This is a genomic window from Phreatobacter sp. (assembly GCF_051860605.1).
GTDB lineage: Bacteria > Pseudomonadota > Alphaproteobacteria > Rhizobiales > Phreatobacteraceae > Phreatobacter.
In genome coordinates this window covers 50,468-76,796 of record NZ_JBHYDR010000013.1, presented here as the reverse complement: position 1 = coordinate 76,796, position 26,329 = coordinate 50,468, and the positions used below count along the sequence as shown (strand labels likewise).

The following is a 26,329-nucleotide window of genomic DNA, read 5'->3' as shown; positions in this document are numbered from 1 at the left end:
CGACGCTCAGGGCTTCCAGTTGCGGAGCATCAGCGAATTGGTCACGACCGAGACCGAGGACAGCGCCATGGCCGCGCCCGCCAGCGCGGGCGTCAGGAAGCCCATGGCCGCCAGCGGAATGCCGATGACATTGTAGGCGAAGGCCCAGAACAGGTTCTGGCGGATCTTGGCGATGGTCCGCCGGGCGATCACCAGCGCGCCCGGCACGAGCTTCGGGTCCGAGCGCATCAGCGCCACCTGCGCCGTCTCGATGGCGGCATCCGTGCCCTCGCCCATGGCCATGCCGACGGTGGCGGCGGCCAGCGCCGGTGCATCATTGATGCCGTCCCCGACCATGGCGGGCCGCGCACCGGCCGTCACCAGTTCGCGGATCACCTCCACCTTGCCGGCCGGCCTGACGCCGAAGCGGACATCCGCCATGGCGATGCCGACGGCCGCCGCCACGCGCCGGGCCGGCCCCTCGGCGTCGCCGGTGACCATCATTGCCCGGCGCCCCTGCGCCTTCAGCGCGGCCACCGCGTCCCTGGCATGGGGATGCAGTGCATCCGCCAGTGCCACGAGCCCGACCGCGCGGCCACCAAGCGCAAGGGCCGCCACCGTCGCGCCACCGGCCTCCAGCCGGCGGGCGTCGTCGGCAAGGGCATCGAGATCGACGCCCTGCCCGGTGACCCAGCCGAACCGCCCGGCCAGCGCCACCGCGCCGCCGACCCTGCCCTCGACGCCCTCGCCGATCACGGCCCGGAAGCCCTCCACCGGCGCGGCCTCAAGGCCCTCCACTTGCGCTGCCCGCACCATGGCCTTACCGAGCGGATGTTCGCTCGCGGCCTGCAGTGAGCCGGCCAGTGCCAGCACATCTGCGCGCGCGCGCCCGTCCGCAGGCACGATGGCGGCAACCTCTGGCCGGCCGAGCGTCAGCGTGCCGGTCTTGTCGAGCACCACGGTGTCGACCTCGCCGGCCCGCTCCAGCACCTCGATATCCTTGACGAGGATGCCCGCGCGGGCGGCTGCGCCGGTTCCCGCCACGAGGGCGGCCGGCGTTGCCAGGCCGAGCGCGCAGGGGCAGGCGATCACCAGCACGGAAACGGCGGCGACCAGCGCCCGCTCGCCATCGGCCCCGAGCATCATCCAGACGCCGAAGGTCAGGATCGCCACGACGATGACAACGGGAACGAACACCGCCGAGATGCGGTCCACCAGCCGCTGCACCGGCGCCTTGCCGGTCTGGGCGGCCTCCACCATGCGGGTGATGCGCGCCAGCGTCGTGTCCTCGCCGACCGCGGTGGCCGTCATGACGATCCGCCCGCCGCCGTTGAGCGCGCCCGCGATGATCCGGTCGCCCGGCTCTTTCGCCACCGGCAGGCTCTCGCCGGTGACGAGGCTCTCGTCGGCCTCGGTCCGGCCCTCGGCGACCACGCCGTCGACCGGAAAGCGCTCGCCGGGATGGACGATGATGCGCTCGCCCTCGGTCACCGCGTCGACGCCGGTCTCGACCAACGCCCCGCCCCGCTCCACGCGGGCCGTCTGCGGCCGGAGCGCGACCAGCGCCCTGACCGCCTCGGTCGTGCCGCGCCGGGCGCGCGTTTCCAGCACCTTGCCGAACAGGACGAGCGCGATGATGACCGCCGCGCCCTCGAAATAGAGATGGCCATGAGCATGGTCGCCGTGGCGAAGCACCATCCAGGCCGAGAAGCCGTAGGCAGCCGATGTGCCGAGCGCGACCAGCACGTCCATGGTCGCCGCGCCGGAGCGGATGGCCTTGAACGCACCGCGATAGAAGCGCCAGCCGGCGATGAACTGAACGGGCGTCGCCAGCACGAACTCGGTCCAGGGCGAGGGCTGCCAGGGGAGCCCGAGCGGCCCCAGCAGCATGGGCAGGACCAGGGGCACCGACAGGAGCGCCGCCAGGGCGAACAGGACCAGGGTCTGGCGCTCCTCGGCAAGGCGGGTGGCTTCGCGCTCCTGCGCGGCGAGGCGGCGCTCGCGTGCGGTGCCTTTCCTGAGCGCCGCGCCATAGCCGGCATTCTCGACCGCCGCGACGACCGCGGTCTCGCTGCCGCCTGCGCCGAGCAGAACGTCGGCGCGCTCCAGCGGCAGGTTGACCGAGACGGAGGCGACACCGGGAAGGCGGCCCACCACAGTCTCCACACGGGCGGCACAGGCCGCACAGGTCATGCCGGTGATGTCGAGCGTGACGGCCCGGCCGTCTGGCGGCCCGGCTGGCGGCTTGGCCGCGAAGGGCGCGTTCATGGCGATCTCCTCGATCGGCAGATGCGCCCTGCGGGAAGGTTCCGCAAGGCGCCCGGCCGTGCAGTTGCGCCGGGCCGGATGCTCAGTCCTCGCCGGCCAGCAGCGCGGCACCGACGCTGGTCGCCACGATGACCACCAGATAGCCGGCCGCCTTGGCGAGCGCCGCCCCCGCCGCTGGCGGCCAGACACCGGACCAGCGGGCGATCAGGGCGATGGCGACCGTCGCGATGGTGCCGCCGATGATCACCGCCAGGATGACGCCCATGCCGGCCTGCGGCCGCGCGGCCAGCCGTCCGAGCCCCTCGATCAGCCGCGTCCGCCGGCCGCCAATGGCCGCTGCCGCCGCAATCCCCGCCGCCAGCAGCAGGGCGAGGATGGCCAGTGCCGACAGGGTCGCGATGCCGCGCATCAGCGCGCCGGGCCATTGCGCACCGGGGCGCGGCGCGGTGGCGCTGACGCCGAGATCGAGCAGGCCGACGGCGGCAAGCGCTGCGACCGTCACCACCGCGAGGATGGTGAAGCTCTCGGCCGTCAGCAGCCCCGCCACGCGCAGGTGATGGCGCGCAGAGGCCGCCGGCTCGGTCGCGATCCGGAACGCGGCGACATGGGCACCGAGCAGCACCGCAACATGCAGGCTGGCAAAGGCCACCAGCAGCAGCGGCAGCTTCCAGACGAAACTGGCGCGCAGCAGGATGGCCGCTTCCGTCGCCACCGCCGCCGTGACCGCATAGGGCAGGACATGGAGGGCGACGCGCCAGCCGGCATCGCCCGTCAGCGCGCCGAAGCGCCGGGCAAGGGACGGCCGGGGCGGAGAGGAATCGCTCACGCCGCCAATCATGGCCGAAGGGACGGGCCGAGGCGAGGCGGTCAGATGACGACCTCGATCAGGAACGGCCCCTTGCGGCGGTTGGCGGCGGCAAAGGCGTCGGCAAAGCCCTCGGCATCGTCGACGCGGGTGGCCTCCACGCCCATACCGGCGGCAAGCTTCACCCAGTCGAGGTTCGGATCGCCGAGCGAGAGCATGTCATGCGCCTTCCGGCCGGGATTTTCCGCGCCGACATTGGCCAGTTCGCCCTTCAGGATGGCATAGGAGCGGTTGGCCCAGATGCAGACGGTGACGTCGAGCCGCTCGCGCGCCATGGTCCACAGCGCCTGCAGCGAATACATGCCCGACCCGTCGGCCTGCAGCGCGATGACCTTGCGGTCCGGGCAGGCAACCGCCGCGCCGACCGCGAGCGGCAGGCCCTCGCCGATGGCGCCGCCCGTCAGCGACAGCCAGTCATGCGGCGGGGCACCATGGGTATCCCTGAAGAAATTGCGGCCCGTGGTGACGGATTCGTCGGTGACGATGGCGTTTTCCGGCAGGAGATGGCCGACGACGGCGGCGATCGCCTCGTGGGACAGCGTGCCGCGATGCAGGTCCGGCCGGCGCGGCGCATTGAGCAGCGGCTGTTCCTTCGACGCACCGAGGCGGTCGGCAAGGCGGGCCAGCGCATCCTCGGCATCCTCGCCGGGTTCCGCCAGCGTCACGACCTCGGCCTCGGGCGGATAGAGCAGCGAAGGCTTGCCCGGATAGGCGAAGAAGGCGACCGGCGCCTTGGCACCGACCAGGATCAGATGCGTCGTGCCCTTGGTGGCGGCCAGCGCGGTATCGACCGGATACGGCACCCGCTCGATGGCGACGCGGCCGGCGCCGCGCTCGACGCGGCCGTTCGAACCCTCGGCACGGAACTTCGCGCCGGTCTTCACCGCGATCTTCGAGGCATGTTCCATGGGCTTCGCCCGGATGGCCCAGGTGCCGAGCACGAGCAGCGCGGAGGCGCCGCCGGCCTCGATGGCCCGGGCGGCGGCCTCGACGGCATCCTCCGCGACCTTCGCCGGAGCGGACGGGGCGGCGACCTTCGCCGGGCCTGCGCCCTCGTTCCAGGCCGTATCGGCCGGCAGGATGAGGGTGGCGATCTGCCCCGGCGCCTGCATGGCGACGGAGATGGCCTCGGCGCCGTCGGCGGCGACATCCTTCGCCGCCATCGAGGTCTTCACCCAGTGCGACATGGTGCCGGCAATGCCCTCGATGTCCGAGGTCAGCGGCGCGTCATACTGGCGGTGATAGGTCGCGTGCTCGCCGACGATATTGACCACGCCGGAGCGGGCGCGCTTCAGGTTGTGCAGGTTGGCGAGCGAGTTGCCGAGGCCCGGGCCGAGATGGAGCAGCGTCGAGGCCGGCCTGTTGGTCATCCGCCAGTAGCCGTCGGCGGCCCCGGTGGTCACCGTCTCGTGCAGGCAGAGCACGCAGCGCATGCCGTCGACCCGGTCGAGGGCCGCGACGAAGTGCATCTCCGACGTGCCGGGATTGGTGAAGCTCACCGTCACATCGCCGCCGACAAGGGTTCTCACGAGGCTCTCGGCCCCGTTCATCGCTTTGGTCATGAAAGACGTCACTTCATCGGAGAGAAGGCGGTGGGAACCATGATTCGGTTCTCCATCCGCAGAAGGAAGGGTGTGGCGGCGTCGAGATAGTCGCCCCAGTTCGGGGCCTGGGCGAGCTTCGCGCGGCGCTGCTCGCGATCCGCCATGCTGTCATAGCGCCACAGGTGGACGACCTGGTTGAGCGTGCCGACCTCGGTGACGAAGAAGCCGACGGGATCGCCGAGGATCGGCCACTGGATCGGCTTGGCCAGGCGCTCGTAGACGTCCAGGAAGGCCTTCACCTTGCCGGGATGGCAGGTATAGGTGCGCTCGTCGATGATCATGGGTGAACCTCCGAAGGATGGGCCGGGTCAGGAGCCGCGCAGGCCGATGCGCTGGCCGCCATCGACCGTGATGGTGGTGCCGGTCATGAAGGCGCCGGCATCGGACAGCAGCAGCAGCAGCGCGCCGTCGAGATCCTCCTCGCGGCCGAAGCGGCCAACCGGGATCTCGCGCGTCATCTCCGCGCCCTTGCCGGAGGTGAGGTAGTCGCGGTTGATGTCGGTGACGACATAGCCCGGCGCGATCGCGTTGACGCGGATGCCCTTGAACGCCCATTCGAGGGCGAGAGCCTGGGTCAGCTGGATGACCGCGGCCTTGGACGTCGCATAGGACGCATTGCCCTTGCCGACACCATAGCCGAGGATCGAGGCGATGTTGACGATGGCGCCATGCCGACCGGCCTTCAGCATCCGCTGCGCCGCCTCGCGGTTGGTGAAGAAGACGCCGTCCAGATTGGTCGCCATGGTCCGGCGCCAGTCCTCGTCGGACATCTCGGCCGCCCGGCCGGCCAGCGCGATGCCGGCATTGGCGACCACGGCATCGACCGTTCCGAAGGCCGCCTCGGCCGCATCGAAGGCGGCCGCGATGGACGCGGTATCGGTGACATCGCCGGACACCGCGACTGCGCTGCCGCCGGCCGCGCGGATGGCCTCGGCCACGCCCTCCACCTTGTCGGCCCGGCGCGCGACAGCAACGACCGCCGCCCCGCGTTCGGCCAGCGCCATGCAGAAGCGGGCGCCCAGCCCCGTGCCGGCGCCGGTCACCAGCGCCACGCGGCCGGTCATGTCGAGCAGGTCCCTCGCCGGCATTCCACGTCTCCCCCGTCAGGGCGCGCACACTGGCAAGGCGCGCTGGCGGGGGCAAGGCGGCCATGCGACGGTCTGCGATGCGCGGCGGCGGCCATTCTCCCGTGCGGCCCCGAAATGCGCCGCCGCTTGGCCGCGCACCCCTTGACGCGATGGACCTGAACGCCGCATGTCCCTTTCGCGGCACGTCACCGGTGCCGCATCCGATCCGTGCCGAGGTGTCATGTATCTGCCCTCCCTCGACCGCCGGGGCGCGCTCCGGCTGATCGCCGCCGCGGGCCTTGCCTGGCCGGCCGGCGCCCTTGCCCAGACCCAGCAGAATGGCCAGCAGGGCCAGACCGGAGCCCCGACGGCCCAGCCCCAGGCCCGCTTCGGCTACGAGGACGTAGTGCGCCGCGCCCGCGAGCTTTCCGGCCTGCCCTACGAGGCCCCGCGCGCCGAACTGCCGGCACCGCTGGCCGATATGAACTTCGACCAGTACCGCGAGATGCGGTTCCGGGCGGACCGGTCCCTGCTCCAGCAGGGCGGCGGGCCGTTCCGCATGCAGATGTTCCATCTCGGCTTCATCTACCGCACCCCGGTGGTGGTGAATGTCATCCGCGACGGTATCCCGACCCCGGTGCCCTATGCCGCGGCCATGTTCGACTATGGCCGCAACCGCTTCGAGCGCCCGCTGCCGGTCGATCTTGGCTTTGCCGGCTTCCGCATCCACTACCCGCTGAACGACCCCCGGGTGCAGGACGAGTTGATCTCGTTCCTCGGCGCCAGCTATTTCCGCTTTCTCGGCCGCGGCCAGAAATACGGGCTTTCGGCGCGCGGCATCGCGGTCAACACGGCAGGTCCCGGCCAGGAGGAGTTCCCCGTCCTGCGCGAGTTCTGGGTCGAGACCCCGGCGCAGGACGCCCAGGCCTGCACCATCTTCGCCCTGCTCGACGGCGAGAGCCTGACCGGCGCCTTCCGCTTCAGGGTCTTCCCGGCGCAGGAGACGGTGCTGGATGTCCACTGCACGCTGTTCCCGCGGCGGGCCATTCCCAAGCTCGGCGTCGCCCCCCTCACGTCGATGTTCTTCTACGCGGAGAACGACCGGCGGTCGTTCGACGACTACCGCCCCGAACTGCATGATTCCGATGGCCTGCTGATCCATTCCGGCACGGGCGAATGGCTCTGGCGGCCGCTGCGCAACCCGCGCCAGGTGGAAATCTCGCAGTTCCGCGACCGCGAGGTGCGCGGCTTCGGCCTGATGCAGCGCGACCGCATCTTCGAGCACTACCAGGACCTCGACCTCGCCTACGAGCAGCGCCCGAGCTACTGGGTGGAGCCGCGCGAGGGCTTCGGCGAGGGCCGGGTCGAACTGGTCGAGATCCCGACCGGCGACGAGACCAACGACAATATCGTCGCCTACTGGGTGCCGAACCGGGCCGTGGAGCAGGGCCAGACGCTGACCTATGCCTACCGCGTCGTCTCCACAATGAACGAGGCGCGCCTGCATCCGGGCGGCTATGCGCTCAACACGTTCCGCACCCGGCCCGTCGCGCTGGGATCGGGCGAGCAGCCGCCGCCCAATGCCATCCGCTTCATCATCGATTTCGTCGGCGGCGATCTCGAATATTACCTCTCCCAGCCGGACCTCGTGCAGGTGGTGCCGAGCGCTGCCAATGCGCAGATCACCCGCACCTTCCTCGTCCCCAACCCGCAGGCGCGCGGCTTCCGTGCAGGCATCGACGTGGTGGGCGAAGCCGGCCAGACCGCCAATCTCAGGGCCTTCCTGCGAACCGGCAACCGGGCGCTGACCGAGACCTGGACCTTCCCCTGGAAGGTTGAGTAGCCAACCCGACGCTCACCGGCCCCGCAGCCGGCAGGTCTCGCCCTGCCGGTGCGGATGTGCTGAAATGCCGCAATCCTCCGGCGCGCGCCGGTGCGGCCGGTCTCCCGCCGCAGAAGGGAATGGAGCAAGTGTCATGATCCTCGACCGTCGCCAGTTCGGCATTCTCAGCGGCCTCGTCGCGGCCGGCGTCCTCACGCTGCCGGGCAGCCTCGCCGCGCAGACCAAGCGCTTCTTCCGCATCGGCACCGGCGGCACCGCCGGCACCTATTATCCGGTGGGCGGCCTCATCGCCAACGCCATCTCCTCAGGCACCGTGGACGCCTCCGCGGTCGCCACCAACGGCTCGGTGGCCAATGTCAACGGCATCGTCGGCGGCTCGATGGAATCGGGCTTCAGCCAGTCGGACGTGGCGACCTGGGCCTATACCGGCACCGGCGTCTATCAGGGCCGGCCGAAGGTGGAGGAGCTGCGGGCCATCGCCAACCTCTATCCCGAGACCGTCCATGTGGTGGTCAAAAAGGGCCTCAACCTGCGCTCGATCGCCGATCTCAAGGGCAAGCGAGTCTCCATCGACGAGCCGGGCTCGGGCTCCATCATCAACGCCAAGGCGATCCTCGCCGGCTACGGCGTCCGCGACGGTGACTACCGCGCGGAGAACCTGAAGCCGGGTCCCTCGGCCGAGAAGCTGAAGGATGGCGGCCTCGACGCCTTCTTCATCACCACCGGCTATCCGACCGCGGCCGTCACCGAGCTGGCCGCCACCACCGGCGTCGAGCTCCTGCCGATCGACGGCGAGCCGGCGAAGAAGATCATGGAAGCCTCGCGCTTCTTCTTCGTCGATAACATTCCGGACGGCGCCTACAAGGACGTCAAGGGCGTCGCCTCGCTCGCCGTCGGAGCCCAGTGGGTGACCTCGGCCAAGATCCCGGCCGATCTCGTCTACGAGATCACCAAGGGCCTGTGGAGCGACAAGACCCGCGCCCTGCTCGATGCCGGCCATGCCAAGGGCAAGGCCATCCGCAAGGAGACGGCACTCAGCGGGCTAGGCATCCCGGTCCATGACGGCGCCCAGCGCTTCTATAAGGAAGCCGGGCTGATGGGCTGAGCCATTCCGGGCTCTCTGTGAATCGGGGCCGCGCGCATGCCGCGCGGCCCTTTGCGTGCACGACGACCGGGCCCCCGGCCCGATGACGATGGAACATCCCCGATGAAGGCCGAGGCGGTCGATCCGGACAAGCTGCAGAAGCTGGAGGAGGAGTTCGACCCCGAGGTCCGGTTCCGCCCGCTCCTGCCCTTTGCCGCCTGGCTGGTGGCGGGCCTGCTCTTCGCCCTTTCGGCCTTCCACTACTATACGGCCGGCTTCGGCCTGCTGCGCGAGACGACCCATCGCGGCATCCACATGGCCTTCGTGCTGGGGCTGATCTTCCTGGTCTTTCCCCTGCTGAAGCGCCGCGCCCGCACCGAGCCGCACGCGTCCTGGCTGGCGCCCGCCGGGATCGGCTGGCACGACTGGCTGCTGGCCGCCGGCGCGGTCGTTGCCAGCCTCTACGTGCCGTGGATCTACGACGACCTCGCCTTCCGCGTCGGCAATCCGCTGGTCATTGACGTGGTGATGGCCACCATCGCCATCGTCGTGCTGCTGGAGGCCACGCGCCGCAGCGTCGGCTGGCCGCTGCCGATCATCGCAGTCTGCCTGATGCTTTACGCCATGTATGGCCAGTCGCTGCCCGGCATCCTCGCCCATCCCGGCAATTCCTGGTCGGCGGTCGTCAACCACCTCTACCTGACCAGCAACGGCATCTACGGCGTCGCGCTCGGCGTGGTCGCGACCTACGTTTTCCACTACGTGCTGTTCGGCGTGCTGGCGACGCGCATCGGCCTTGGCCGCCTGTTCATCGACCTCGCCTCCTCCTTCGCCGGGCGCTATGCGGGCGGTCCGGCCAAGGTCGCGATCTTCGGTTCGGCGAGCTTCGGCATGATCTCGGGCTCCTCGATCGCGAACACGGTCACCGTCGGCTCGTTGACCATCCCCGCCATGATGCGCCTCGGCTATCCGCGCCATTTCGCGGCCGCCGTGGAATCGACCGCCTCGACCGGCGGCCAGATCACGCCGCCGATCATGGGGGCGGCCGCCTTCCTGATGGTCGAATTCCTGAACCTGCCCTATCAGTCGATCGTGCTGGCCGCGACCATACCGGCCGCCATGCACTTCTTCGGCGTGTTCTGGCAGGTCCATTTCGAGGCCAAGAAGAACGGCATGAAGGGCATTCCCGTGGCCGAGCTGCCGAAGGCGCGCGAGGTCCTGGCGCGCGACTGGCCGACCGCCATTCCGCTCATCGTCCTGCTGATGGTGCTGTTCTCCGGCTTCACGCCCTATCTCGCCGCCTTCTGGGGCATCACTGCCTGCGCTCTGGTCGGGCTCACCAATCGCAACGCCGTCGTCGCCGTCGGTTTTCTCGCCGTGATGATCGGCGCGACGATGGGCGGGCTGCTCTATACCGGCTGGGCAACCATTGCGATCGTCGCGGGAGCGGCGGCCGTCTCGGCGGTCTTCCTGATGCGCGACGCCGAGGGCAAGCTGCGGCTGGCCGAGATGGTCGATTCCTTCGTGGTCGGCGCCAAATATGCCATCGCGGTCGGCGCGGCGGCGGCAACCGTCGGCATCATCGTCGGCGTGGTGACGCTCACCGGCGTCGGCTTCAAGATCTCCAACATCGTGACCAGCTTCGCCGGCGACCTGGCGGCCATTACCGGCGCGGTGCTGCCGGCCTGGGCCTTTGACCCCAAGGGCCTCACCCTGTTCTTCACGCTGGTGATGACCGCCATCGTCTGCATCCTGCTCGGCTGCGGCGTGCCGACCACGGCCAACTACATCATCATGGTGACGGTGGCCGCCCCGGCCCTCGCCCTGCTCGGGGTCGAGCCCATCGTCGCCCATTTCTTCGTGTTCTATTTCGGCGTGCTCGCCGACATCACGCCGCCGGTGGCCCTGGCCGCCTATGCCGCGGCCAGCATGGCGGGCGCCGATCCGTTCAAGACTGGCAACACGGCCTTCCGCCTCGGTCTCGCCAAGGCCCTGGTGCCCTTCGTGTTCGTCGCCGCGCCGTCCATGCTGCTGGTCACCAAGGGCTTCACCTGGTCGGCCTTCGTCTTCGCCTTCCTTGGCTGCGCGCTCGGCGTGTTCATCCTGGCGTCGGCGTTGTCCGGCTTCGGCCTTGTCAGGATGCCGCGCTGGCAGCGGCTGACGCTCGCCGCCTCGGGCCTGCTGCTGATGGCCCCCTTCCCCTGGCCGACAGCCATCGGCATGGCGCTGGCGGTGCCGGCGGGGCTTGCCCAGCTCGCGGCATGGCGGGCAGAGCGGGCAGCAGGGGCGCAGGCGGCCTGAGACGGGCCGTCAGTCCTTCGCCTCCAGAGCGCGCTTCAACCGCCGCAGTATAACGCGGCGCGCCTTGTCGTCGGCCGCCGATCCCAGTTCGTCATAGAGGGCGAGCAGGAAGGCGGTCGCGTCATTGTTCCAGTCGAGCCCGCCCACCCGGTCGGCCGGCAGCCGGGCAGGACGCGACGGACCGACGATCCGCGCGGTGCCGGGACGCACCTCGACGACATCGTCGAGATGCGGCGCGAGCACCCGATCCGGGGCGACAACGTCCGCCCCGACGGCCGGAACGAAGGCCGTGATCGCCCGCTCCTCGCCATGAACCAGCGCCACAGCGCCGCGCACCGGCCTGCGGGCCTTCAGCCAGTCGATGAGTTCGCCGCGGTCGGCATGGCCGGAATAGGCCTCGATCGACCGGACCCGGGCCTGCACCCGCACGACATCGCCCTGGATGGTCACCGAATGCGCGCCGTCCAGAAGCAGCCGGCCGAGCGTGGCCTCGGCCTGATATCCTACGAACAGCACGGTGGTGGACGGCCGCCACAGGTGGTTTTTCAGGTGGTGGCGGATGCGGCCGGCTTCCGCCATGCCACTGGCAGCGATGATGATGTGGAAGCCGCGCAGGCGCTCGAGCGACCGGCTCTCGGCGGCGCTCTCTGTGAAGCGGACGCTTTGCCCGTCGAGATGGCGCAGCAGTGTCTCGCCCTCTTCCAGGTCGCCGGCATGGCGGCGGAAGATCTCGCTCGCCCGGATCGCCAGCGGGGAATCGAGGAAGACCGGCGCCCTGGGGATCGCGCCCCGGTCCATGGCGATCATCAGGTCGGCGAGAATTTCCTGCGTGCGCTCCACCGCGAAGCAGGGAATGAGCAGCGGCCCGCCACGTTTCGCCGCAGCCTGCACCTCCTCGACCAGCAGCGCCCGGCGTCCCGCCGAGGTGACAGGCGGCCGGTCGCGGTCCCCATAGGTCGCCTCGCAGACGACGAGGTCGAGCCCGGTCGGCCCGTCGGGGTCCGGATGGAACAGCTTGGCATCAGGGCCCAGATCGCCCGACATCAGCACGCGCAGCGGCGGGCCGCCCTCCGCATCCGCCTCGATCTCGATGGAGGCCGAGCCGAGAATATGACCGGCATTCCACCAGCGTGCCCTGAGGCCCGGCCCGACATCGAGCCAGTCGTCGTAGCCGACGGGCGAGAACAGGCTCATGCAGGCGACGGCATCGGCCGCCGTGTAGATCGGCTCGACCGGTTCGTTACCCCGACGCGCCCGCCGCCGGTTGAGCTGCTCGACCTCCATCTCCTGGATATGGCCGCTATCGGGCAGCATGATCGAGCAGAGATCGGCGGTTGCAGCCGTTGCGTGGATGGGTCCCGAAAATCCGGCCCTGAACAGCTTCGGCAGCAGCCCGGCATGGTCGATATGGGCATGGGTCAGCAGCACCGCATCGATGGTCGCCGGGTCGAACGGGAAATCGCGGTAGTTCAGCTCCTTCAGGGTCTTTGAGCCCTGGAACATGCCGCAGTCGACCAGCACTTTCAGCCGGCCGGACTCGATCAGGAAGCAGGAGCCGGTGACCACATGGGCGGCGCCGAGGAAATGGACGCGCATGGCCTCAGCGCTCCATGTCGGACGGGACGGGCGCAATGCCCTCGGCATTGGCGATAAGTTCCCAGATGCGCTCGGGGCTGTCGGCGAAGGCGAACAGGTCGAGGTCGCCCGGCGAGATCATGCCGGCCTCGGCAAAGCCCTCGAAATTGATGAGGTGACGCCAATAGGCCTCGTCGAACAGCACCACGGGAACACGCGGCATCTTGCCGGTCTGGATCAGCGCCAGCACCTCGAACAGTTCGTCCATCGTTCCGAAGCCGCCCGGGAACACCACCAGCGCATTGGCCCGCATGGCCAGATGCATCTTCCGCATCGCGAAATAGTGGAACAGGAACGTCAGTTCCGGCGTCGAATAGGGATTGGGTTCCTGCTCGTGCGGCAGGCGGATGTTGAAGCCGATGGACGGCGCCCCGGCCTCTGCCGCGCCGCGGTTCGCGGCCTCCATGAGGCCCGGCCCCCCGCCGGTGGCAATCACGTTCTCACGCCTGCCGGTCCCGGTGTTCAGCGCACCGCCATGGGTGGAGGCGAGCCAGCCGAAACGGCGCGCCGCCGCATACCAGGCGGCATGGCGGGCATTGCCGGTCTCGTGGACGCGCGCGCTGCCGAACACCACGATGGTGGAATGCACACCCCAACGCTGCAGGACCTGCTCGGCCTTCTCGTATTCGAGCATGAACCGGATGCCACGCTGCTCCTCGGACAGCAGGAAATCCTGGTCGAGCGCCGGCAGCCGGTAGGAGGCCGAGGCCAGATGCGCGGCATTGGGGACGACAGGGGGCGGGTTGGGCGAGATCATGGGCATCCGGTCCTGGCTGGCCGACGGATTCGATGGCTGAGCTTAGGGGCGGGCGGGTTCGCGGTCGACACCTGCCCGCGCTTGATCCAGCGCAGCGACCTCGTGTCCCGCATCGGTCCATGAAGGCGGCAGCGCACCCTTCAGCAGGCCGGCACGATGCACAGCACCCCGATCAGGACCCTGTCCGCCAACGTCCCCGCAACGGCCTCCCCTCCCCTCGATGCCGGAGCGGACGACGACGCCATGACGGAGCCGTTCGCCATGGAACCGGTGATGATCGACCCCTTCAGCGAACCGGCCCGCTTCGCCCATGTCGCGGCGGCGGCCACACGCGCGGCCACCCGCGAGCTTGGCGACTTCGCGGCCGAGCGTCTCAACGCCCAGGCGGATCGCATCCGGGCCTGGTCGACGGTCCGCACGCCGGCCGGCTGGCTTCTGGCCGAGCTCTCCTTCGCCGCACAGGCCCTGACCGCCTATGGCCATGAACTGGTCCACCTCCAGCACGTCATGCTGGAGGCGGCCGAGGCGGCGGCGCGAGACGGGGGCTGACAGCGAGGGAGCCGCAGCGCGCTGACCGGCCAGCCGCGCCGCCTGTGCATGGCGCCTCCATGGCGCTGCACTGGCCTTGGTCCTCCGCCTGTGGTTCTGTGCCGGCCCGCAGCCGGCCCCGCGCCGGCCGAGGCGCATCAGCCGGAGGAGGCAAGCCCATGACCCAGGTGTTCCGCAACTTCATTGCCGGCGACTTCGTTACGCCCGCCAAGGCCGCGCCGAACCTCAACCCGTCCAACACCGGCGAGGTGGTGGGTGAATATGCGCAAGGGTCGGCAGACGACCTGAAGGCGGCGGTGGCCGCCGCGAAGGAGGCCTTCCCGGCCTGGAGCCGCTCCAATCCGCAGCTGCGCTACGACGTGCTGATGAAGGCCTCCAACGAGGTGATGGCGCGCAAGGAAGAGCTCGGCGCGCTGCTCTCCCGCGAAGAAGGCAAGACCCTGCCCGAGGGCATCGGCGAGGTCGCCCGCGCCGGCCAGATCCTGTCGTTCTTCGCCGCCGAGGTGCTGCGCCTGAACGGCGAACTGGTCACGTCGGTGCGTCCCGGCGTCGGCATCGAGATCACCCGCGAGGCGGTCGGCGTGGTCGGGATCATCACGCCCTGGAACTTCCCCATCGCCATTCCGGCATGGAAGATCGCCCCGGCGCTGGCCTACGGCAACACCGTGGTCATCAAGCCGGCCGACCTCGTGCCGGGCTCGGCCTGGGCGCTGGTCGACATCCTCAACCGCGCCGGCCTGCCCAGGGGCGTGCTCAACATCGTCATGGGTCGCGGCTCGGTGGTCGGCCAGGCCATGCTGGAGCATCCGGACGTGGCCGCCATCTCCTTCACCGGCTCGGTCTCGACCGGCCGGCGCGTGGCCAGCGCCTGCGTCGCCTCCACGCCGATGAAGAAGGTGCAGCTCGAAATGGGCGGCAAGAACCCGCTCGTGGTGCTGGACGATGCCGATCTGACGACCGCGGTCGAGTGTGCCGCCAATGGCGCCTTCTTCTCCACCGGCCAGCGCTGCACGGCCTCCTCGCGCCTCATCGTCACGGAGGGCATCCACGACCGTTTCGTCGATGCGCTGACCGAGCGGATGAAGGGGCTCGTGGTGGACGACGCCATGAAGGCCGGCACCCATATCGGCCCGGTGGTCGACGAGAGCCAGCTGGGACAGGACGAGAAATACATCGCCATCGGCCGCGAGGAGGGCGCCAAGCTGCACTGGGGCGGCGAGCGCCTGAACCGCGACAATCCCGGCTTCTACCTGCAGCCAGCGCTGTTCACTGAAGTGAAGAACTCCATGCGCATCGCGCAGGAGGAAATCTTCGGCCCCGTGGCCGCCGTGGTGCGCGCCAAGAACTATGACGAGGCGCTGGCGATCGCCAACGATACCGAGTTCGGCCTGTCGTCGGGCATCTGCACGACCTCGCTGAAATATGCCTCGCACTTCAAGCGCAATGCCGAGGCCGGCATGGTCATGGTCAATCTGCCGACCGCCGGCGTCGACTATCACGTGCCGTTCGGCGGCCGGAAGGGGTCGAGCTACGGCCCGCGCGAGCAGGGCGCCTATGCCCGCGAGTTCTACACCACGGTGAAGACCGCCTACACGCTGGCGTAAAGCCCGGGACGCCATCGGCGGCCAAACGCGACGGGACTGGCCCGGCCACACCCTCTCCGCACAGCGCGGGGAGGGTGATCTGCGGTCGCGGGCTGGCTCGCGCAACTGTCCCATGCCAAAGACAGGCCCACCCCAGAACCGCCGGATCCTGCCCACAAGGACGGAATTGCCATGACCGACTTCCTGCCCTCGCCCGTCGCAGCCGGCTGGGAGCGCATCGCACCCGACGCAGCCGGCTTCGATGCCGCGCGCCTCGCCGAGGCCACCGCCTTTGCGGAAGGCGCCGAAAGCCCCTGGCCGATGAGCCTCTACTACCCGGACGGCCGCTATGTCGGCATCGTCGAGTGGAACGAGAAGGGTCCGTGGAGCGACATCGTCGGCCCGGTCATGCCGCGCGGCAAGCCGGCGGGTGTCATCGTGCGCGGAGGCAGGATCGTGGCCGGATGGGGTGAGACAGAGCGGGTCGACATGACCTTCTCGGTCGCCAAGAGCTATCTGGCCGTGCTGGCCGGCCTTGCCTTCGACGACGGGCTGATCGCGCTCGACGATCCGGTCGGCCGCACGGTCGATGACCCGCATTTCTCCGGCCCCCGCAACGGCCGGATCACCTGGCGCCATCTCCTCACCCAGGCGAGCGAGTGGCAGGGCGAGCTGTTCGGCAAGTCAGACCAGGTCGATCACAACCGCCAGATCGGCCCCGGCGCGGACAACAGCCGCAAGGGCGATGCGCGCGACCTGAAGGAGCCCGGCACCTTCTACGAATACAACGATGTGCGCGTGAACGTGCTTTCCTATGCGCTGCTGCGCCGCTTCGGACGCGCCCTGCCGGAGGTGCTGAAGGAGCGGATCATGGATCCGATCGGCGCCTCCGACACCTGGCGCTGGAACGGCTATTCCACCTCCTGGGTGGACGTGGACGGCAGGCGCATCCAGTCCGTGCCCGGCGGCGCGCACTGGGGCGGCGGCATCGTCATTTCCGCGCTCGACCACGCAAGGCTCGGCCTGCTGATCCAGCGCGGCGGACGCTGGGGCGACCGGCAATTGCTGTCCCGGACCTATCTCGACGCCATGCTGGCGCCTTCCGCCACCAATCCCGACTACGGCTTCCTGTGGTGGCTGAATCGCGGGCAGAAGCGCTTTCCCCATGCCACCGGCGAGAGCGTCTTTGCGCTCGGCGCCGGCTCGAACCTCATCTGGATCGCCCCCGAGCTCGATCTGGTCGCTGTCACCCGCTGGATGGACCAGACGAAGTTTGACGCCTTCTTCCAGAAGGTCACGGCCGCGCTGGCATAGCGGCGCCAGCCGAACTCTCCATCGGGCGCGGCCAGAGCAGCCGGGCCGCTGCGACATGGGCAGCGGCTTGCGTCGCGACGGCTGTTCATCGAGAAATCGGGGCGTTTTCAGAATAGTATTTTGAAATATACCTGCGCAGCGCTTGATTTTCAGAAAATCCTCGTAAGGCCAGAAGACATCGAGATCCCTAAGGTATCTTTCGGTCAATAAAATATTTCGCAGGATATTACGATTTCACATGATAGGGTCATCGCCATTCGAGGCCGATTTTGACCACGATGATTAAGGATTTTTTTGATGACGAGACCTGATTGGTTGAAGCCTGCACTTTACGGCGCTGCGGGAGGCGCTGCCGCACTGGCGATCATCGGCTTCACCTGGGGCGGCTGGGTGACGCAGTCCAACGCCGGCAGGATTGCGGCCCAGCAGTCACAGACCGACATGGTCGCCGTCCTTGCCGCGATCTGCGCTGATCAGGCCAGGCGCGATCCGCAGAACGCCGACCGCGTAACCGCCCTCAAGGCGGCCTCGTCATGGAACCGGGGCGATCTGGTGATCCAGAACGGCTGGGCGACCATGCCCGGCCAGAGCACCAGCGACCGTCAGGTCGCCAATGCCTGCGCCGTGATCATCACGTCCTGACCAGACGGGCCCGGTCGCGCCTCCATGCCGTCGAGGCGCGCCCGGAGCCCCGTTCGTCAGGACGGGGTGGCATCATCCATTCCGGTGACGTCATAGGCCCACACCCGGAACGACTTCAGCACATGCGGGCCGAATGAGTTGATCAATGGCACGTCGGCGGCGTCCCGCCCGCGCGCCACCACGATGCGACCGATGCGCGGCTTGTTGTTGCGCGGGTCGAATGTCAGCCAGCCATCCGACAGATAGACCTCGATCCAGGCGCTGAAGTCCATTGGATCTGCGATGGGCACGCCGATGTCGCCCAGATAGCCGTTCACGTAGCGGGCCGGAATGTTCATGCAGCGGCAGAAGGCCGTGGCCAGATGCGCATAGTCGCGGCAGACCCCGATGCGCTCCTCGTAGGCCTCCGCGGCGGTGCGGGTCGAGCGGGCATCGAGATAGCCGAACCGGATATGGCCGTGGACGAAATCGCAGATGGCCTGCACGCGAGGCCAGCCGGGCTGCGTGGTCCCGAACAGGTCCCAGGCGATCTGGCTCAGCTTGTCGGTCTCGCAATAGCGGCTGCCCATCAGATAGAGGAGGCAGTCGTCGGGCAACGCGGCGATCGGCACCTCCGCGGCGTTGGCAAGCACCGGATCCGTCAGGCCGCTATCCTCGATGGTCCCGTCGGCCCACATGGCGAGGTCGCCTGCAGGCGCCACGAAGCGGCGGCAGATGTTCCCGAACAGGTCGATATAGGTCGTGCTGGCGACCGCCGGATTGGTCACCAGCACCTCTGCCCTGCGAATATCCGCGAGGCGATCCCGGTGTGCAGTCAGAAGATTGACCATGGGCGTTGGCTGGGGGCAGGTGACCGTGATGTCGTAGCCATAGCGGATGAGCATGTCGGGGGATCTGGCCTCTCGTCAGCGGATGCGGGGAACCGGGCCTGCGCCTTCACGGCTGGAAGACGGCCGGCTTGAGCAACGGAGTTCACGCGGCGGTGCCACGGCATGGCCGGCAGGCACCGTCGGGCAGGCCTCGGTCGTCAACGCATGGGTTGGGGAAGTGACCGGTCCATTCGGCCCGGATGTTCAGCAAGCCTCGGCCCTTTCGAGCGCGATTGCAAGCAAGGACAACCGGCGGGCCTTCAGGCCGTCCCGGCGCTCATTGATCTTGATCCCGCCGCCATTTGCCGCCATGACAGCGCCACGACGCGCGATCGAAGGGCAGGCCATGGCCACCAGAGAAACCAACTGGACCAATGTGGTGAATGTCATCGGCGCCACCGTGCTGGTGGGCTGCGAGGCTATCGGCGCAGGCGCCGCGACCGGCTGGGCCTTTTCCAGCCTGCTCGGCCTCGGCGAGCGCTTCGTCATGGGCTCGACGGCGGTCGGCATCGGCATCGGCCTGCTCGGCACCTTCGCCTTCTTCCGCTCGGCCCGGCGGGTGGAGCCGTTCAACGCCCGATAGGGATCGTCAGAGCGCCTTCTCCATGTGCTGGACGCGCCGGTCGGCCATCTCCTCGACATGGGTGCGGAGAAAGCCGCGCCGGGCATACCAGGCAATGCGCTGCTCGAGCGCTGCATGGGTGTACAGCGTCACGCGGTCGGCCCCCAGTTCGGCCAGCCGCCTCTCCGAGAAGGCCAGGATGGCATCGCCCAGCCGCCGGCCCTGCCCGTCCGGATGCACCGCCAGCGAATAGATCACCGCCTCGGGCGCGACCTGCAGCACCGCGCAGGCGGCAAGATGCCCTTCCCCGTCCGCCACCCAGATCTCGTGGTCGGCCATCATGGCCGCGTAATCGGCCTTGCGCGGCAGCGACAGGACGCCGGTGATCGTCTCGTTGGCCGCATAGGCGATGTCCTTCAGCGCGCGGATGGCCGGCACGTCGGCCAGCGTCGCGCGCCGCAGCACCAGTTCGCCCTGATGGGCCAGGAGACGGTTGAACACGGCGAGGCTGACCTTCTGCCGGCCCTCCGGATCGAAATTGTCCGGGCGAAGCCAAAGCTCGAAGGCAAGCTTCCGCTGCGGCCACTCGATGTCGATCATGGAGAACCAGGCCGTGTCGCGGTTGCGGCCCTTGGCGATCATGTGCTGGCGGAACAGGCCCTCATAGGTGAAACCGAAACGCACGGCCGCCCGCTTCGAGGGCTCGTTGAGATTGTGGCACTTCCACTCGTAGCGCCGGTAGCCAAGCGTCTCGAAGACGTAGCGCGCCAAAAGATACTCCGCCTCCGTCGCCGCGGGGGTGCGCTGCAGCGCCGGCGTGTAGAGGATCGAGCCGACCTCGATGACGCGGTGCGTGGTGTCGATGCGCATCAGCGACAGCCACCCGATGGCCCGGTCGTCGGGCGTGCAGATCGCCCAGTAGACGGGATCGGTAGTGCCCGCCGCGATGGTGCGCACATGGGCGTCGAAATCGGCCTTGTCGGCATAGGGCCCGGTGAACAGATAGGCCCATTGCTGCGGCGCCTCGGGTCCATGCGACAGCGCATAAAGGCCATCGGTATCGCGGGCCGGGTCCAGCGGCCGAAGGCGGCAGAACCGGCCTTCCAGCGTGACATGGGTCGGACGCGGGGCCGGTGTTGCGTCCACGGCATGGTCGAAGGCGGGCTCGGTCACGGGAGGCTCCAGAAGCGAGGACGGCATCGGGCGGGCATGCGCCCGGTCAGGCTTTCGGCCGCTGGGCCTTGAAGAAGTCGTTCAGCGCGCCGAACGGTTCGGCCCCCGCCATGGCATTGAAGGAGCCCTGCCCGGCAAGCTCGCGGGCGGCCTTGAGGAACCCGCCCCAGGCGGCGCGGGCGAGCGCCGAGCCCACCGAGACGCGCCGGACGCCGAGCGCCGCGGCATCGGCCACCGAAATGCCGATCGGAGCGGAGACGAGCAGGTTCACCGGCTTCGGCGCCACGGCCTCGACCACCTCGCGGATCTGCTCCGGCGTGCGCAGGCCGGGCGCATAGAGCACGTCCGCGCCTGCCTCGGCAAAGGCGACGAGCCGCTTCACGGCCTCCTTCTGCGGTTCCGGCACGCCGAGCAGATGTGCCTCCGCCCGAGCCGTGAGCAGGACGCCGGTTCCTCTCAGCGCCGACACTGCCGCGCGGATGCGTTCCACCGCCAGATCGAACGGGTAGAGGGGAGCGGACGGATCGCCCGAATTGTCCTCGATCGACAGGCCCGCAACGCCCGTGGCCGCACACAGGCGGCAGTTCTCCGCTACACCGTCGGGATCATGGGCATAGCCCGATTCAAAATCGGCGTTCACCGGCAGGTCGGTTGCCGCGACCATCTCGGCGACGTGGTCGAGAACCATGTCGCGCGGCACCGCCCAGTCGGCATCCGGCAGCCCCTTCGAGAAGGAAAAGCCCGACGAGGTCGTGGCCAGTGCCTTGAAGCCGAGATGCTTCAGCATCATGGCCGAGCCGGTATCCCAGGGATTGGGGATCACGAAGCAGCCGGCCTGGTGCAGCCCGGCAAACCGCGATCGGGCCGCGGCGATCCGTTCGGCATCCGGCCTGGTCATGGCGCTCCCCCCTGTTCCGTCGGGCCGAGAGTGTCGCGCCTCGGCTGGCATCCGCCAAGCCAAAGCTGGTGATGGCCGGCATCGACGCGATGAATGGCGCTATCCGCCCGAAGGCCCGGCGGCGGCGAAGATGGCGGTGATGTCGGCCGGTCCAAGCAGGCGATACTGACCCGGCTCCAGATCGGCCGGCAGGTCCAGCCCGCCGATCCGGTCGCGGTGCAGCGCCACGACATGGTTGCCGGTGGCCGCGAACATGCGGCGGACCTGATGGTAGCGGCCCTCGTGGATCGTGAGGCGCGCGACCTGCGGCTCCAGCACCTCGAGTTCCGCCGGCAGGAGCGGCTTCTCGTCCTCCTCCAGCATCATCGTGCCCGAGGCGAAGCGGGCCGCCTCGTCGCCCTTCAGCGGGCGGTCGAGGGTCGCGACATAGCGCTTGGGGACATGGCTCCTGGGAGAAATGATGCGGTGGAGCAAGGCTCCGTCATCGGTCAGCAGCAGAAGGCCCGAGGTCTCCTTGTCGAGCCGACCAACCGTCGAGATGGCCGGCTCCCGGCGCCGCCAGCGATCGGGCAGGAGCGAATAGACCAGCGGCCCCGCCTCCTTGTGCGAGCAGGTCACGCCCAGCGGCTTGTTGAGCATGAGGATCAGGCCCGGCGGCGGGTCGAGCGGCCGCCCGCGCACGGTCATGCGCTCGGACAGGTCGGGGGCCAGGGCAATGCGCCCGTCGGCATCGCGGACCGGATCGCCATCCAGCCGCACCTGTCCGGCCGCCACCAGGGCCTGCACCTCGCGGCGCGAGCCATAGCCGAGATTGGCCAGCAGACGGTCGATGCGCAGGGCGGCGGGAGGCTTGCTCATGGTCGGCTCACCTGGCTGCCTCATAGACCTTGTAGCCGCCCTGTTCGGCCTTCGCCGTCACGGTGCGGAACGCCGCATCGAGCACCGCCTCGTAGGGCAGATGGCGGTTGGCGACCAGGAACAGCCGCCCGCCGCGCCGAAGCATGGACGCCGCCTGGCGGACGAACACCTGGCCAAGCGCCCGGTCCTCGGCTCCGCCATCATGGAACGGCGGATTGGAGACCACGAAGTCCACTCCCGACAGACCCGGAACCGGCTGGCGGAGGTCCGTCCATAGAAAGGACGCTCGCGAGTCCTGGATGTTGCGGCGGGCAGCGGACAGCGCCCGCCGGTCCAGATCGACAAGCGTCAGGCCGCTGACCTCCGACGAGGCGAGCACGGCCCGCGCCAGCACGCCGAAGCCTGCGCCAAGGTCGGCACCGCGCCCGGCAAGCGGTGGCAGATGCGCCATCAGCAGCGCGCTGCCCGGATCGATCCTGTCCCAGGCGAAGATGCCGGGCTGCGACCAGAGGCCGATCGGCTCGACGACGCGCGGCGCTCCGGCGGCAATCGCCTCGTCGAGGCCCGTCGGCACGGCGGGCCGCAGGAGGGAGCAGATGCGGTGATGGCGGCGCGCGTCCTCGCCGACGGTGCAGCCAAACGCCTCGAGGTCCTTGCACAGCCGCGCCCCGCCCTTGTCCTTCGGGGCGAGCACCGTAACGGGAGCGTCCGGCACCAGGGCCCTCAGTGCCAGCGCCAGCGCATGGCGGCGCTCGATCGTGCCGGGCGGCGCCAGCATGACCATCCCGGCGAGCGATGCGTCCGGCTGGTCCTCCAGCGCGGCCGAACCGGGGACGAGCGGCGAGAACTGCACGGCCTCGTCCGGCCATGCGGCAAGGCCCGCCGGCGGCGCGCCATAGAGGCCGAAGAGAGGTGTCGCAGGCACGGTCATGCCCGCCGTCTTAAGGCCGCCGCAGGCGCCCGTCACCCCTTGCTGTGGGGAATGGCACGCCGCGCTGCGGCCTGGTGATTGACGCGCCGCACGCCGCGCTGCGGCCTAATGATTGTCACGCGGCACGCCGCGCTTCTGGGCGATCTTCTGGTATTTCACGGCCGGCTTCAGCACCATGCCGTCCGACAGCTGGCTGACCATCGAGCGCTGGATTTCCTGCCAGGGCGTCTGGCTGCGCGGCATCTTGAAGCCACCATTCGCCTTCAGCTCGGCCATCCGCGCCGCATAGTCCTCGTCGGAGATGAGGATGTTGGCCGCGCGCTTCTTCAGGTCGATGCGCACCCGGTCACCGGTCCTGAGCACGGCAAGTCCGCCATTGGCGGCCGCCTCCGGCGAGGCGTTCAGGATGGAGGGCGAGCCCGAGGTGCCGGACTGACGGCCGTCGCCGATGCAGGGCAGGTCCCGGATGCCCTTCTTCAGAAGCGCCGCCGGCGGCTGCATGTTCACCACCTCCGCCGAGCCCGGATAGCCGAGCGGCCCGGCGCCGCGGATGAACAGGATGCAGGAATCGTCGATCTTCAGACCCGGATCGTCGATGCGGTGGTGATAGTCCTCCGTCCCCTCGAAGACGATGGCCCGGCCCTCGAAGGCATCCGGGTCCTTCGGATTGGACAGGTAGCGCTTGCGGAATTCCTGCGAGATCACGCAGGTCTTCATGATCGCGGAATCGAACAGGTTGCCGCTCAGCACGATGAAGCCGGCATCCTTGACCAGCGGCTTTTCCAGGGGCCGGATCACGTCCTCGTCGCTGATCCGTGCATTGCCGACATTCTCCGCGACCGTCCGGCCGGTCACGGTCAGCACGTCGCCATGGATGCGGCCGGCCTTCAAGAGCTCGTTCATCACCGCCGGCAGGCCGCCGGCCCGGTAATATTCCTCGCCGAGATAGGCACCGGCGGGCATCATGTTGACCATCAGCGGAACCTTGTGGCCATAGGTCTCCCAGTCCTGAATGCCGAGCTTGACGCCCATATGCTTGGCAATGGCATTGACGTGGATCGGCGCATTGGTGGAGCCGCCGATGGCCGAATTGACCACGATGCAGTTCTCGAAGGCCTTCCGCGTCATGATGTCGGAGGGCTTCAGGTCCTCCCAGACCATCTCGACGATGCGCTTGCCGGTGGCATAGGCGATCTGGCCACGCTCGCGATAGGCGGCCGGGATGGCCGCGCAGCCGGGAAGCGACATGCCGAGCGCCTCGGCCAGCGCATTCATGGTCGAGGCGGTGCCCATGGAATTGCAATGACCGATCGAGGGGGCCGAGCTGGTCACCACGTCCATGAAGTCCTGGACGGTCAGCGTGCCATCGGCCTGCAGCTTGCGCGCCTCCCAGACCAGCGTGCCCGAGCCGGCACGCTTGCCGTCCCACCAGCCGTTCAGCATCGGTCCGCCGGAAAGCACGAGCGAGGGAATGTTGACGGTTGCCGCCCCCATGAGCAGGGCGGGCGTGGTCTTGTCGCAGCCGGTCGTCAGCACGACGCCGTCGATCGGATATCCGTACAGGATCTCGACCAGCGACAGATATTGCAGGTTGCGGTCAAGCGCCGCCGTCGGACGCTTCAGCGTCTCCTGGATCTGGTGGACCGGAAACTCCAGCGGGATGCCGCCGGCATCCCGGATGCCGTCGCGCACGCGCTTGGCCAGTTCGAGATGGTGGCGGTTGCACGGCGAGATGTCCGAGCCGGTCTGGGCGATGCCGATGATCGGCCGGCCCGAGCGCAGTTCCTCCACCGTCAGGCCCCAGTTGACCGTCCGCTCGATGTAGAGCGCGGTCATGCCCTGATTGTCGGGATTGTCGAACCACTGGCGCGAGCGCAGGTTCTGGGGCTTCATCCGTTTGCGGCGTGCCATGACATGTCCTCCCATATTGCGCTGCAACGCCATCAAATCGATTGAACCGACATTGGCAGGCTGATTTTGATCGATTTGACCCTGCCGGTCGGAGGAAATCAACGGGAAAGGTACGGTCCGGACGCAGGGCAGATGCCAGCGCACCGGGGCGGTCCGGCGAGACCCCGCGCTCCCGTCTGCGGCGGCAGGCCATCCCGGCACGCCCTCGGCTGTTCAAGCGCGATAACTTCCGGCATAGGGACGTGAAGACCGCCCCGCGAGGCGGCCGCGCCAAGCCGGGGAACGCCTTCATGACCCTCCAGACCGTCTCGAACTTCGACCGCATCGGCGAGGAGAACGCCTTCGCCGTGCTCGCGCGCGCGACCGCGCTGGCGCGCGAGGGCAAGGACATCATCAATCTCGGCATCGGCCAGCCGGATTTCGCGACCCCTGGGAACATCACCGAGGCGGCGATCAAGGCGATCCGCGACGGCCACCATGGCTACACCCCGGCCAACGGCATCCTGCCCCTGCGCGAGGCGGTGGCCGCCGACCTCGACCGGCGTTTCGGGGTCGGCGTCTCCCCGGACGAGGTGATGATCGTGCCCGGCGGCAAGGTCACCATGTTCATGGCGATCCTGATGTTCGGCGAGCCGGGCGCGGAGATTCTCTATCCCGATCCCGGCTTTCCGATCTACCGCTCGATGATCGAATATACCGGCGCCACGCCCATTCCCGTGCCGATCCGCGAGGAGAACGGCTTCGCCTTCTCGGCGGAAGAACTCCTGTCGCTGATCACGCCGAAGACGCGCCTCGTCATCGTCAATTCACCCGCCAACCCGACCGGCGGCGTCACCCCGAAGGCCGAGATCGACAAGCTGGTGAAGGGCATGGAGCGCTACCCCGACGTCGCCATCATGTCGGACGAGATCTATGACCAGATGGTCTATGACGGCGAGGCGCATGTCTGCCTCCTCTCCTATCCCTCCATCCGCGACCGCACGATCCTGCTCAACGGCTGGTCCAAGACCTATGCCATGACCGGCTGGCGGCTCGGCTATTCGGTCTGGCCGGGCAAGCTCTACGACTATGCCCGCAAGCTGGCGGTGAACTCGTTTTCCTGCGTCAACGCGCCCTCCCAGTTCGCAGCACTCGAGGCGCTCACCGGCCCGCAGGACGCGGTGGGGAAAATGGTCGCCGAATTCGACGCCCGCCGGAAGCTGGTGGTCGACGGTCTCAACCAGCTGCCAGGCGTCTCGTGCATCGTGCCGAAGGGCGCCTTCTACGCCTTCCCGAACGTGTCCAAGACGGGCTGGAAGGCCAAGCCGCTGGCCTCCGCCCTGCTGGAGGATTCAGGCGTCGCCACCATCGGCGGGCCGGATTTCGGCGTCCACGGCGAGGGCTACATCCGCCTCAGCTATGCCAATTCGTCGGAGAACATTCTTCGGGCCCTGGACCGCATGAAGGCGTTTCTGGAGCGTCGCAACGCGGTGTGACGGGGCGCCTGGGGGGCCCGGCCATCGCGCTGCGGAACGGTTGTGCGTCCTTCGAGGCTCGCCATAGCATCGAGCGGATGCGAGATGCGTCCGCATCTCGCTCTCGCTCGCACCTCAGGATGAGGTGGGAAGCGGCTTGCAGCAGCGTCGCGGGATTTCAC

At 68.8% G+C, this 26,329-nt stretch carries 22 protein-coding genes; 9 read left to right on the top strand and 13 right to left on the bottom strand.

Annotation, left to right across the window (positions count from 1 at the left end; translation table 11 throughout):
- Window positions 1–6: 6 nt before the first annotated feature.
- The 5 genes from ACTIFS_RS19635 to ACTIFS_RS19615 all read right to left on the bottom strand — a co-directional run bounded on the left by ACTIFS_RS19635 (window position 7) and on the right by ACTIFS_RS19615 (window position 5,804).
- Window positions 7–2,247 carry a heavy metal translocating P-type ATPase gene (locus ACTIFS_RS19635; protein WP_439575812.1) on the bottom strand — a complete coding sequence of 747 codons (2,241 nt, stop codon included), beginning with the start codon at window positions 2,245–2,247 and terminating at the stop codon, window positions 7–9.
- Window positions 2,248–2,329: 82 nt separating this feature from the next.
- Complete coding sequence (locus ACTIFS_RS19630) at window positions 2,330–3,073, bottom strand: hypothetical protein (RefSeq protein ID WP_439575811.1); 744 nt, start codon at window positions 3,071–3,073, stop codon at window positions 2,330–2,332.
- A 41-nt stretch (window positions 3,074–3,114) separates the two neighbouring features.
- Window positions 3,115–4,674, bottom strand: coding sequence for an acetolactate synthase large subunit (locus ACTIFS_RS19625; RefSeq protein ID WP_439575810.1), 1,560 nt, complete (start codon window positions 4,672–4,674; stop codon window positions 3,115–3,117).
- An 8-nt stretch (window positions 4,675–4,682) separates the two neighbouring features.
- Window positions 4,683–4,997 (bottom strand): NIPSNAP family protein, encoded by a 315-nt coding sequence (locus ACTIFS_RS19620; RefSeq protein ID WP_439575809.1) that lies wholly within the window; start codon window positions 4,995–4,997, stop codon window positions 4,683–4,685.
- A 27-nt stretch (window positions 4,998–5,024) separates the two neighbouring features.
- Complete coding sequence (locus ACTIFS_RS19615) at window positions 5,025–5,804, bottom strand: SDR family NAD(P)-dependent oxidoreductase (RefSeq protein WP_439575808.1); 780 nt, start codon at window positions 5,802–5,804, stop codon at window positions 5,025–5,027.
- Between the two features lie 220 nt (window positions 5,805–6,024).
- On the opposite strand from ACTIFS_RS19615, the gene ACTIFS_RS19610 reads away from it, so the two are divergent.
- From ACTIFS_RS19610 to ACTIFS_RS19600, 3 genes are all read left to right on the top strand, one after another.
- Window positions 6,025–7,626 (top strand): glucan biosynthesis protein, encoded by a 1,602-nt coding sequence (locus tag ACTIFS_RS19610; protein WP_439575807.1) that lies wholly within the window; start codon window positions 6,025–6,027, stop codon window positions 7,624–7,626.
- Window positions 7,627–7,759: 133 nt separating this feature from the next.
- Window positions 7,760–8,731 carry a TAXI family TRAP transporter solute-binding subunit gene (locus ACTIFS_RS19605; RefSeq protein ID WP_439575806.1) on the top strand — a complete coding sequence of 324 codons (972 nt, stop codon included), beginning with the start codon at window positions 7,760–7,762 and terminating at the stop codon, window positions 8,729–8,731.
- 102 nt (window positions 8,732–8,833) lie between these two features.
- The gene (locus ACTIFS_RS19600) at window positions 8,834–11,011 is read left to right on the top strand and encodes a TRAP transporter permease (RefSeq protein WP_439575805.1); all 2,178 of its coding nucleotides are present in this window, start codon (window positions 8,834–8,836) and stop codon (window positions 11,009–11,011) included.
- Window positions 11,012–11,020: 9 nt separating this feature from the next.
- Here ACTIFS_RS19600 and ACTIFS_RS19595 read toward each other — a convergent pair whose 3' ends face one another.
- Window positions 11,021–12,607: an MBL fold metallo-hydrolase gene (locus ACTIFS_RS19595; protein ID WP_439575804.1), complete on the bottom strand. Its 1,587-nt coding sequence runs from the start codon at window positions 12,605–12,607 to the stop codon at window positions 11,021–11,023.
- A 4-nt stretch (window positions 12,608–12,611) separates the two neighbouring features.
- The gene (locus ACTIFS_RS19590) at window positions 12,612–13,403 is read right to left on the bottom strand and encodes a TIGR00730 family Rossman fold protein (protein WP_439575803.1); all 792 of its coding nucleotides are present in this window, start codon (window positions 13,401–13,403) and stop codon (window positions 12,612–12,614) included.
- 243 nt (window positions 13,404–13,646) lie between these two features.
- Here ACTIFS_RS19590 and ACTIFS_RS19585 point away from each other — a divergent pair, with 243 nt between their 5' ends.
- From ACTIFS_RS19585 to ACTIFS_RS19570, 4 genes are all read left to right on the top strand, one after another.
- Window positions 13,647–13,952 carry a hypothetical protein gene (locus ACTIFS_RS19585; RefSeq protein ID WP_439575802.1) on the top strand — a complete coding sequence of 102 codons (306 nt, stop codon included), beginning with the start codon at window positions 13,647–13,649 and terminating at the stop codon, window positions 13,950–13,952.
- A 158-nt stretch (window positions 13,953–14,110) separates the two neighbouring features.
- Window positions 14,111–15,556 (top strand): aldehyde dehydrogenase family protein, encoded by a 1,446-nt coding sequence (locus tag ACTIFS_RS19580; protein ID WP_439575801.1) that lies wholly within the window; start codon window positions 14,111–14,113, stop codon window positions 15,554–15,556.
- Between the two features lie 171 nt (window positions 15,557–15,727).
- A complete protein-coding gene (locus ACTIFS_RS19575; RefSeq protein ID WP_439575800.1) occupies window positions 15,728–16,849 on the top strand; it encodes a serine hydrolase domain-containing protein in 1,122 nt (373 codons plus the stop codon).
- Between the two features lie 297 nt (window positions 16,850–17,146).
- Window positions 17,147–17,491 (top strand): hypothetical protein, encoded by a 345-nt coding sequence (locus tag ACTIFS_RS19570; protein ID WP_439575799.1) that lies wholly within the window; start codon window positions 17,147–17,149, stop codon window positions 17,489–17,491.
- A gap of 56 nt (window positions 17,492–17,547) precedes the next feature.
- Here the strand turns inward: ACTIFS_RS19570 and ACTIFS_RS19565 are convergent, their stop codons facing one another.
- Window positions 17,548–18,375, bottom strand: a complete 828-nt coding sequence (locus tag ACTIFS_RS19565; RefSeq protein ID WP_439575798.1) for a transglutaminase-like domain-containing protein — start codon at window positions 18,373–18,375, stop codon at window positions 17,548–17,550.
- 331 nt (window positions 18,376–18,706) lie between these two features.
- Between ACTIFS_RS19565 and ACTIFS_RS19560 the strand changes: the two genes are divergently transcribed.
- Window positions 18,707–18,943, top strand: coding sequence for a hypothetical protein (locus ACTIFS_RS19560; protein ID WP_439575797.1), 237 nt, complete (start codon window positions 18,707–18,709; stop codon window positions 18,941–18,943).
- 6 nt (window positions 18,944–18,949) lie between these two features.
- On the opposite strand, the gene ACTIFS_RS19555 is transcribed toward ACTIFS_RS19560, so the two are convergent.
- The 5 genes from ACTIFS_RS19555 to ACTIFS_RS19535 all read right to left on the bottom strand — a co-directional run bounded on the left by ACTIFS_RS19555 (window position 18,950) and on the right by ACTIFS_RS19535 (window position 24,693).
- Window positions 18,950–20,095 (bottom strand): GNAT family N-acetyltransferase, encoded by a 1,146-nt coding sequence (locus ACTIFS_RS19555; protein ID WP_439575796.1) that lies wholly within the window; start codon window positions 20,093–20,095, stop codon window positions 18,950–18,952.
- Between the two features lie 46 nt (window positions 20,096–20,141).
- Window positions 20,142–20,993 (bottom strand): isocitrate lyase/PEP mutase family protein, encoded by an 852-nt coding sequence (locus ACTIFS_RS19550; RefSeq protein ID WP_439575795.1) that lies wholly within the window; start codon window positions 20,991–20,993, stop codon window positions 20,142–20,144.
- 99 nt (window positions 20,994–21,092) lie between these two features.
- Window positions 21,093–21,851, bottom strand: a complete 759-nt coding sequence (locus ACTIFS_RS19545; RefSeq protein ID WP_439575794.1) for a pseudouridine synthase — start codon at window positions 21,849–21,851, stop codon at window positions 21,093–21,095.
- A gap of 7 nt (window positions 21,852–21,858) precedes the next feature.
- A complete protein-coding gene (locus ACTIFS_RS19540) occupies window positions 21,859–22,782 on the bottom strand; it encodes a class I SAM-dependent methyltransferase (RefSeq protein ID WP_439575793.1) in 924 nt (307 codons plus the stop codon).
- Between the two features lie 105 nt (window positions 22,783–22,887).
- Window positions 22,888–24,693, bottom strand: a complete 1,806-nt coding sequence (locus ACTIFS_RS19535) for an IlvD/Edd family dehydratase (RefSeq protein WP_439575792.1) — start codon at window positions 24,691–24,693, stop codon at window positions 22,888–22,890.
- 290 nt (window positions 24,694–24,983) lie between these two features.
- Here ACTIFS_RS19535 and ACTIFS_RS19530 point away from each other — a divergent pair, with 290 nt between their 5' ends.
- Complete coding sequence (locus ACTIFS_RS19530) at window positions 24,984–26,168, top strand: pyridoxal phosphate-dependent aminotransferase (RefSeq protein WP_439575791.1); 1,185 nt, start codon at window positions 24,984–24,986, stop codon at window positions 26,166–26,168.
- Window positions 26,169–26,329 lie beyond the last annotated feature (161 nt).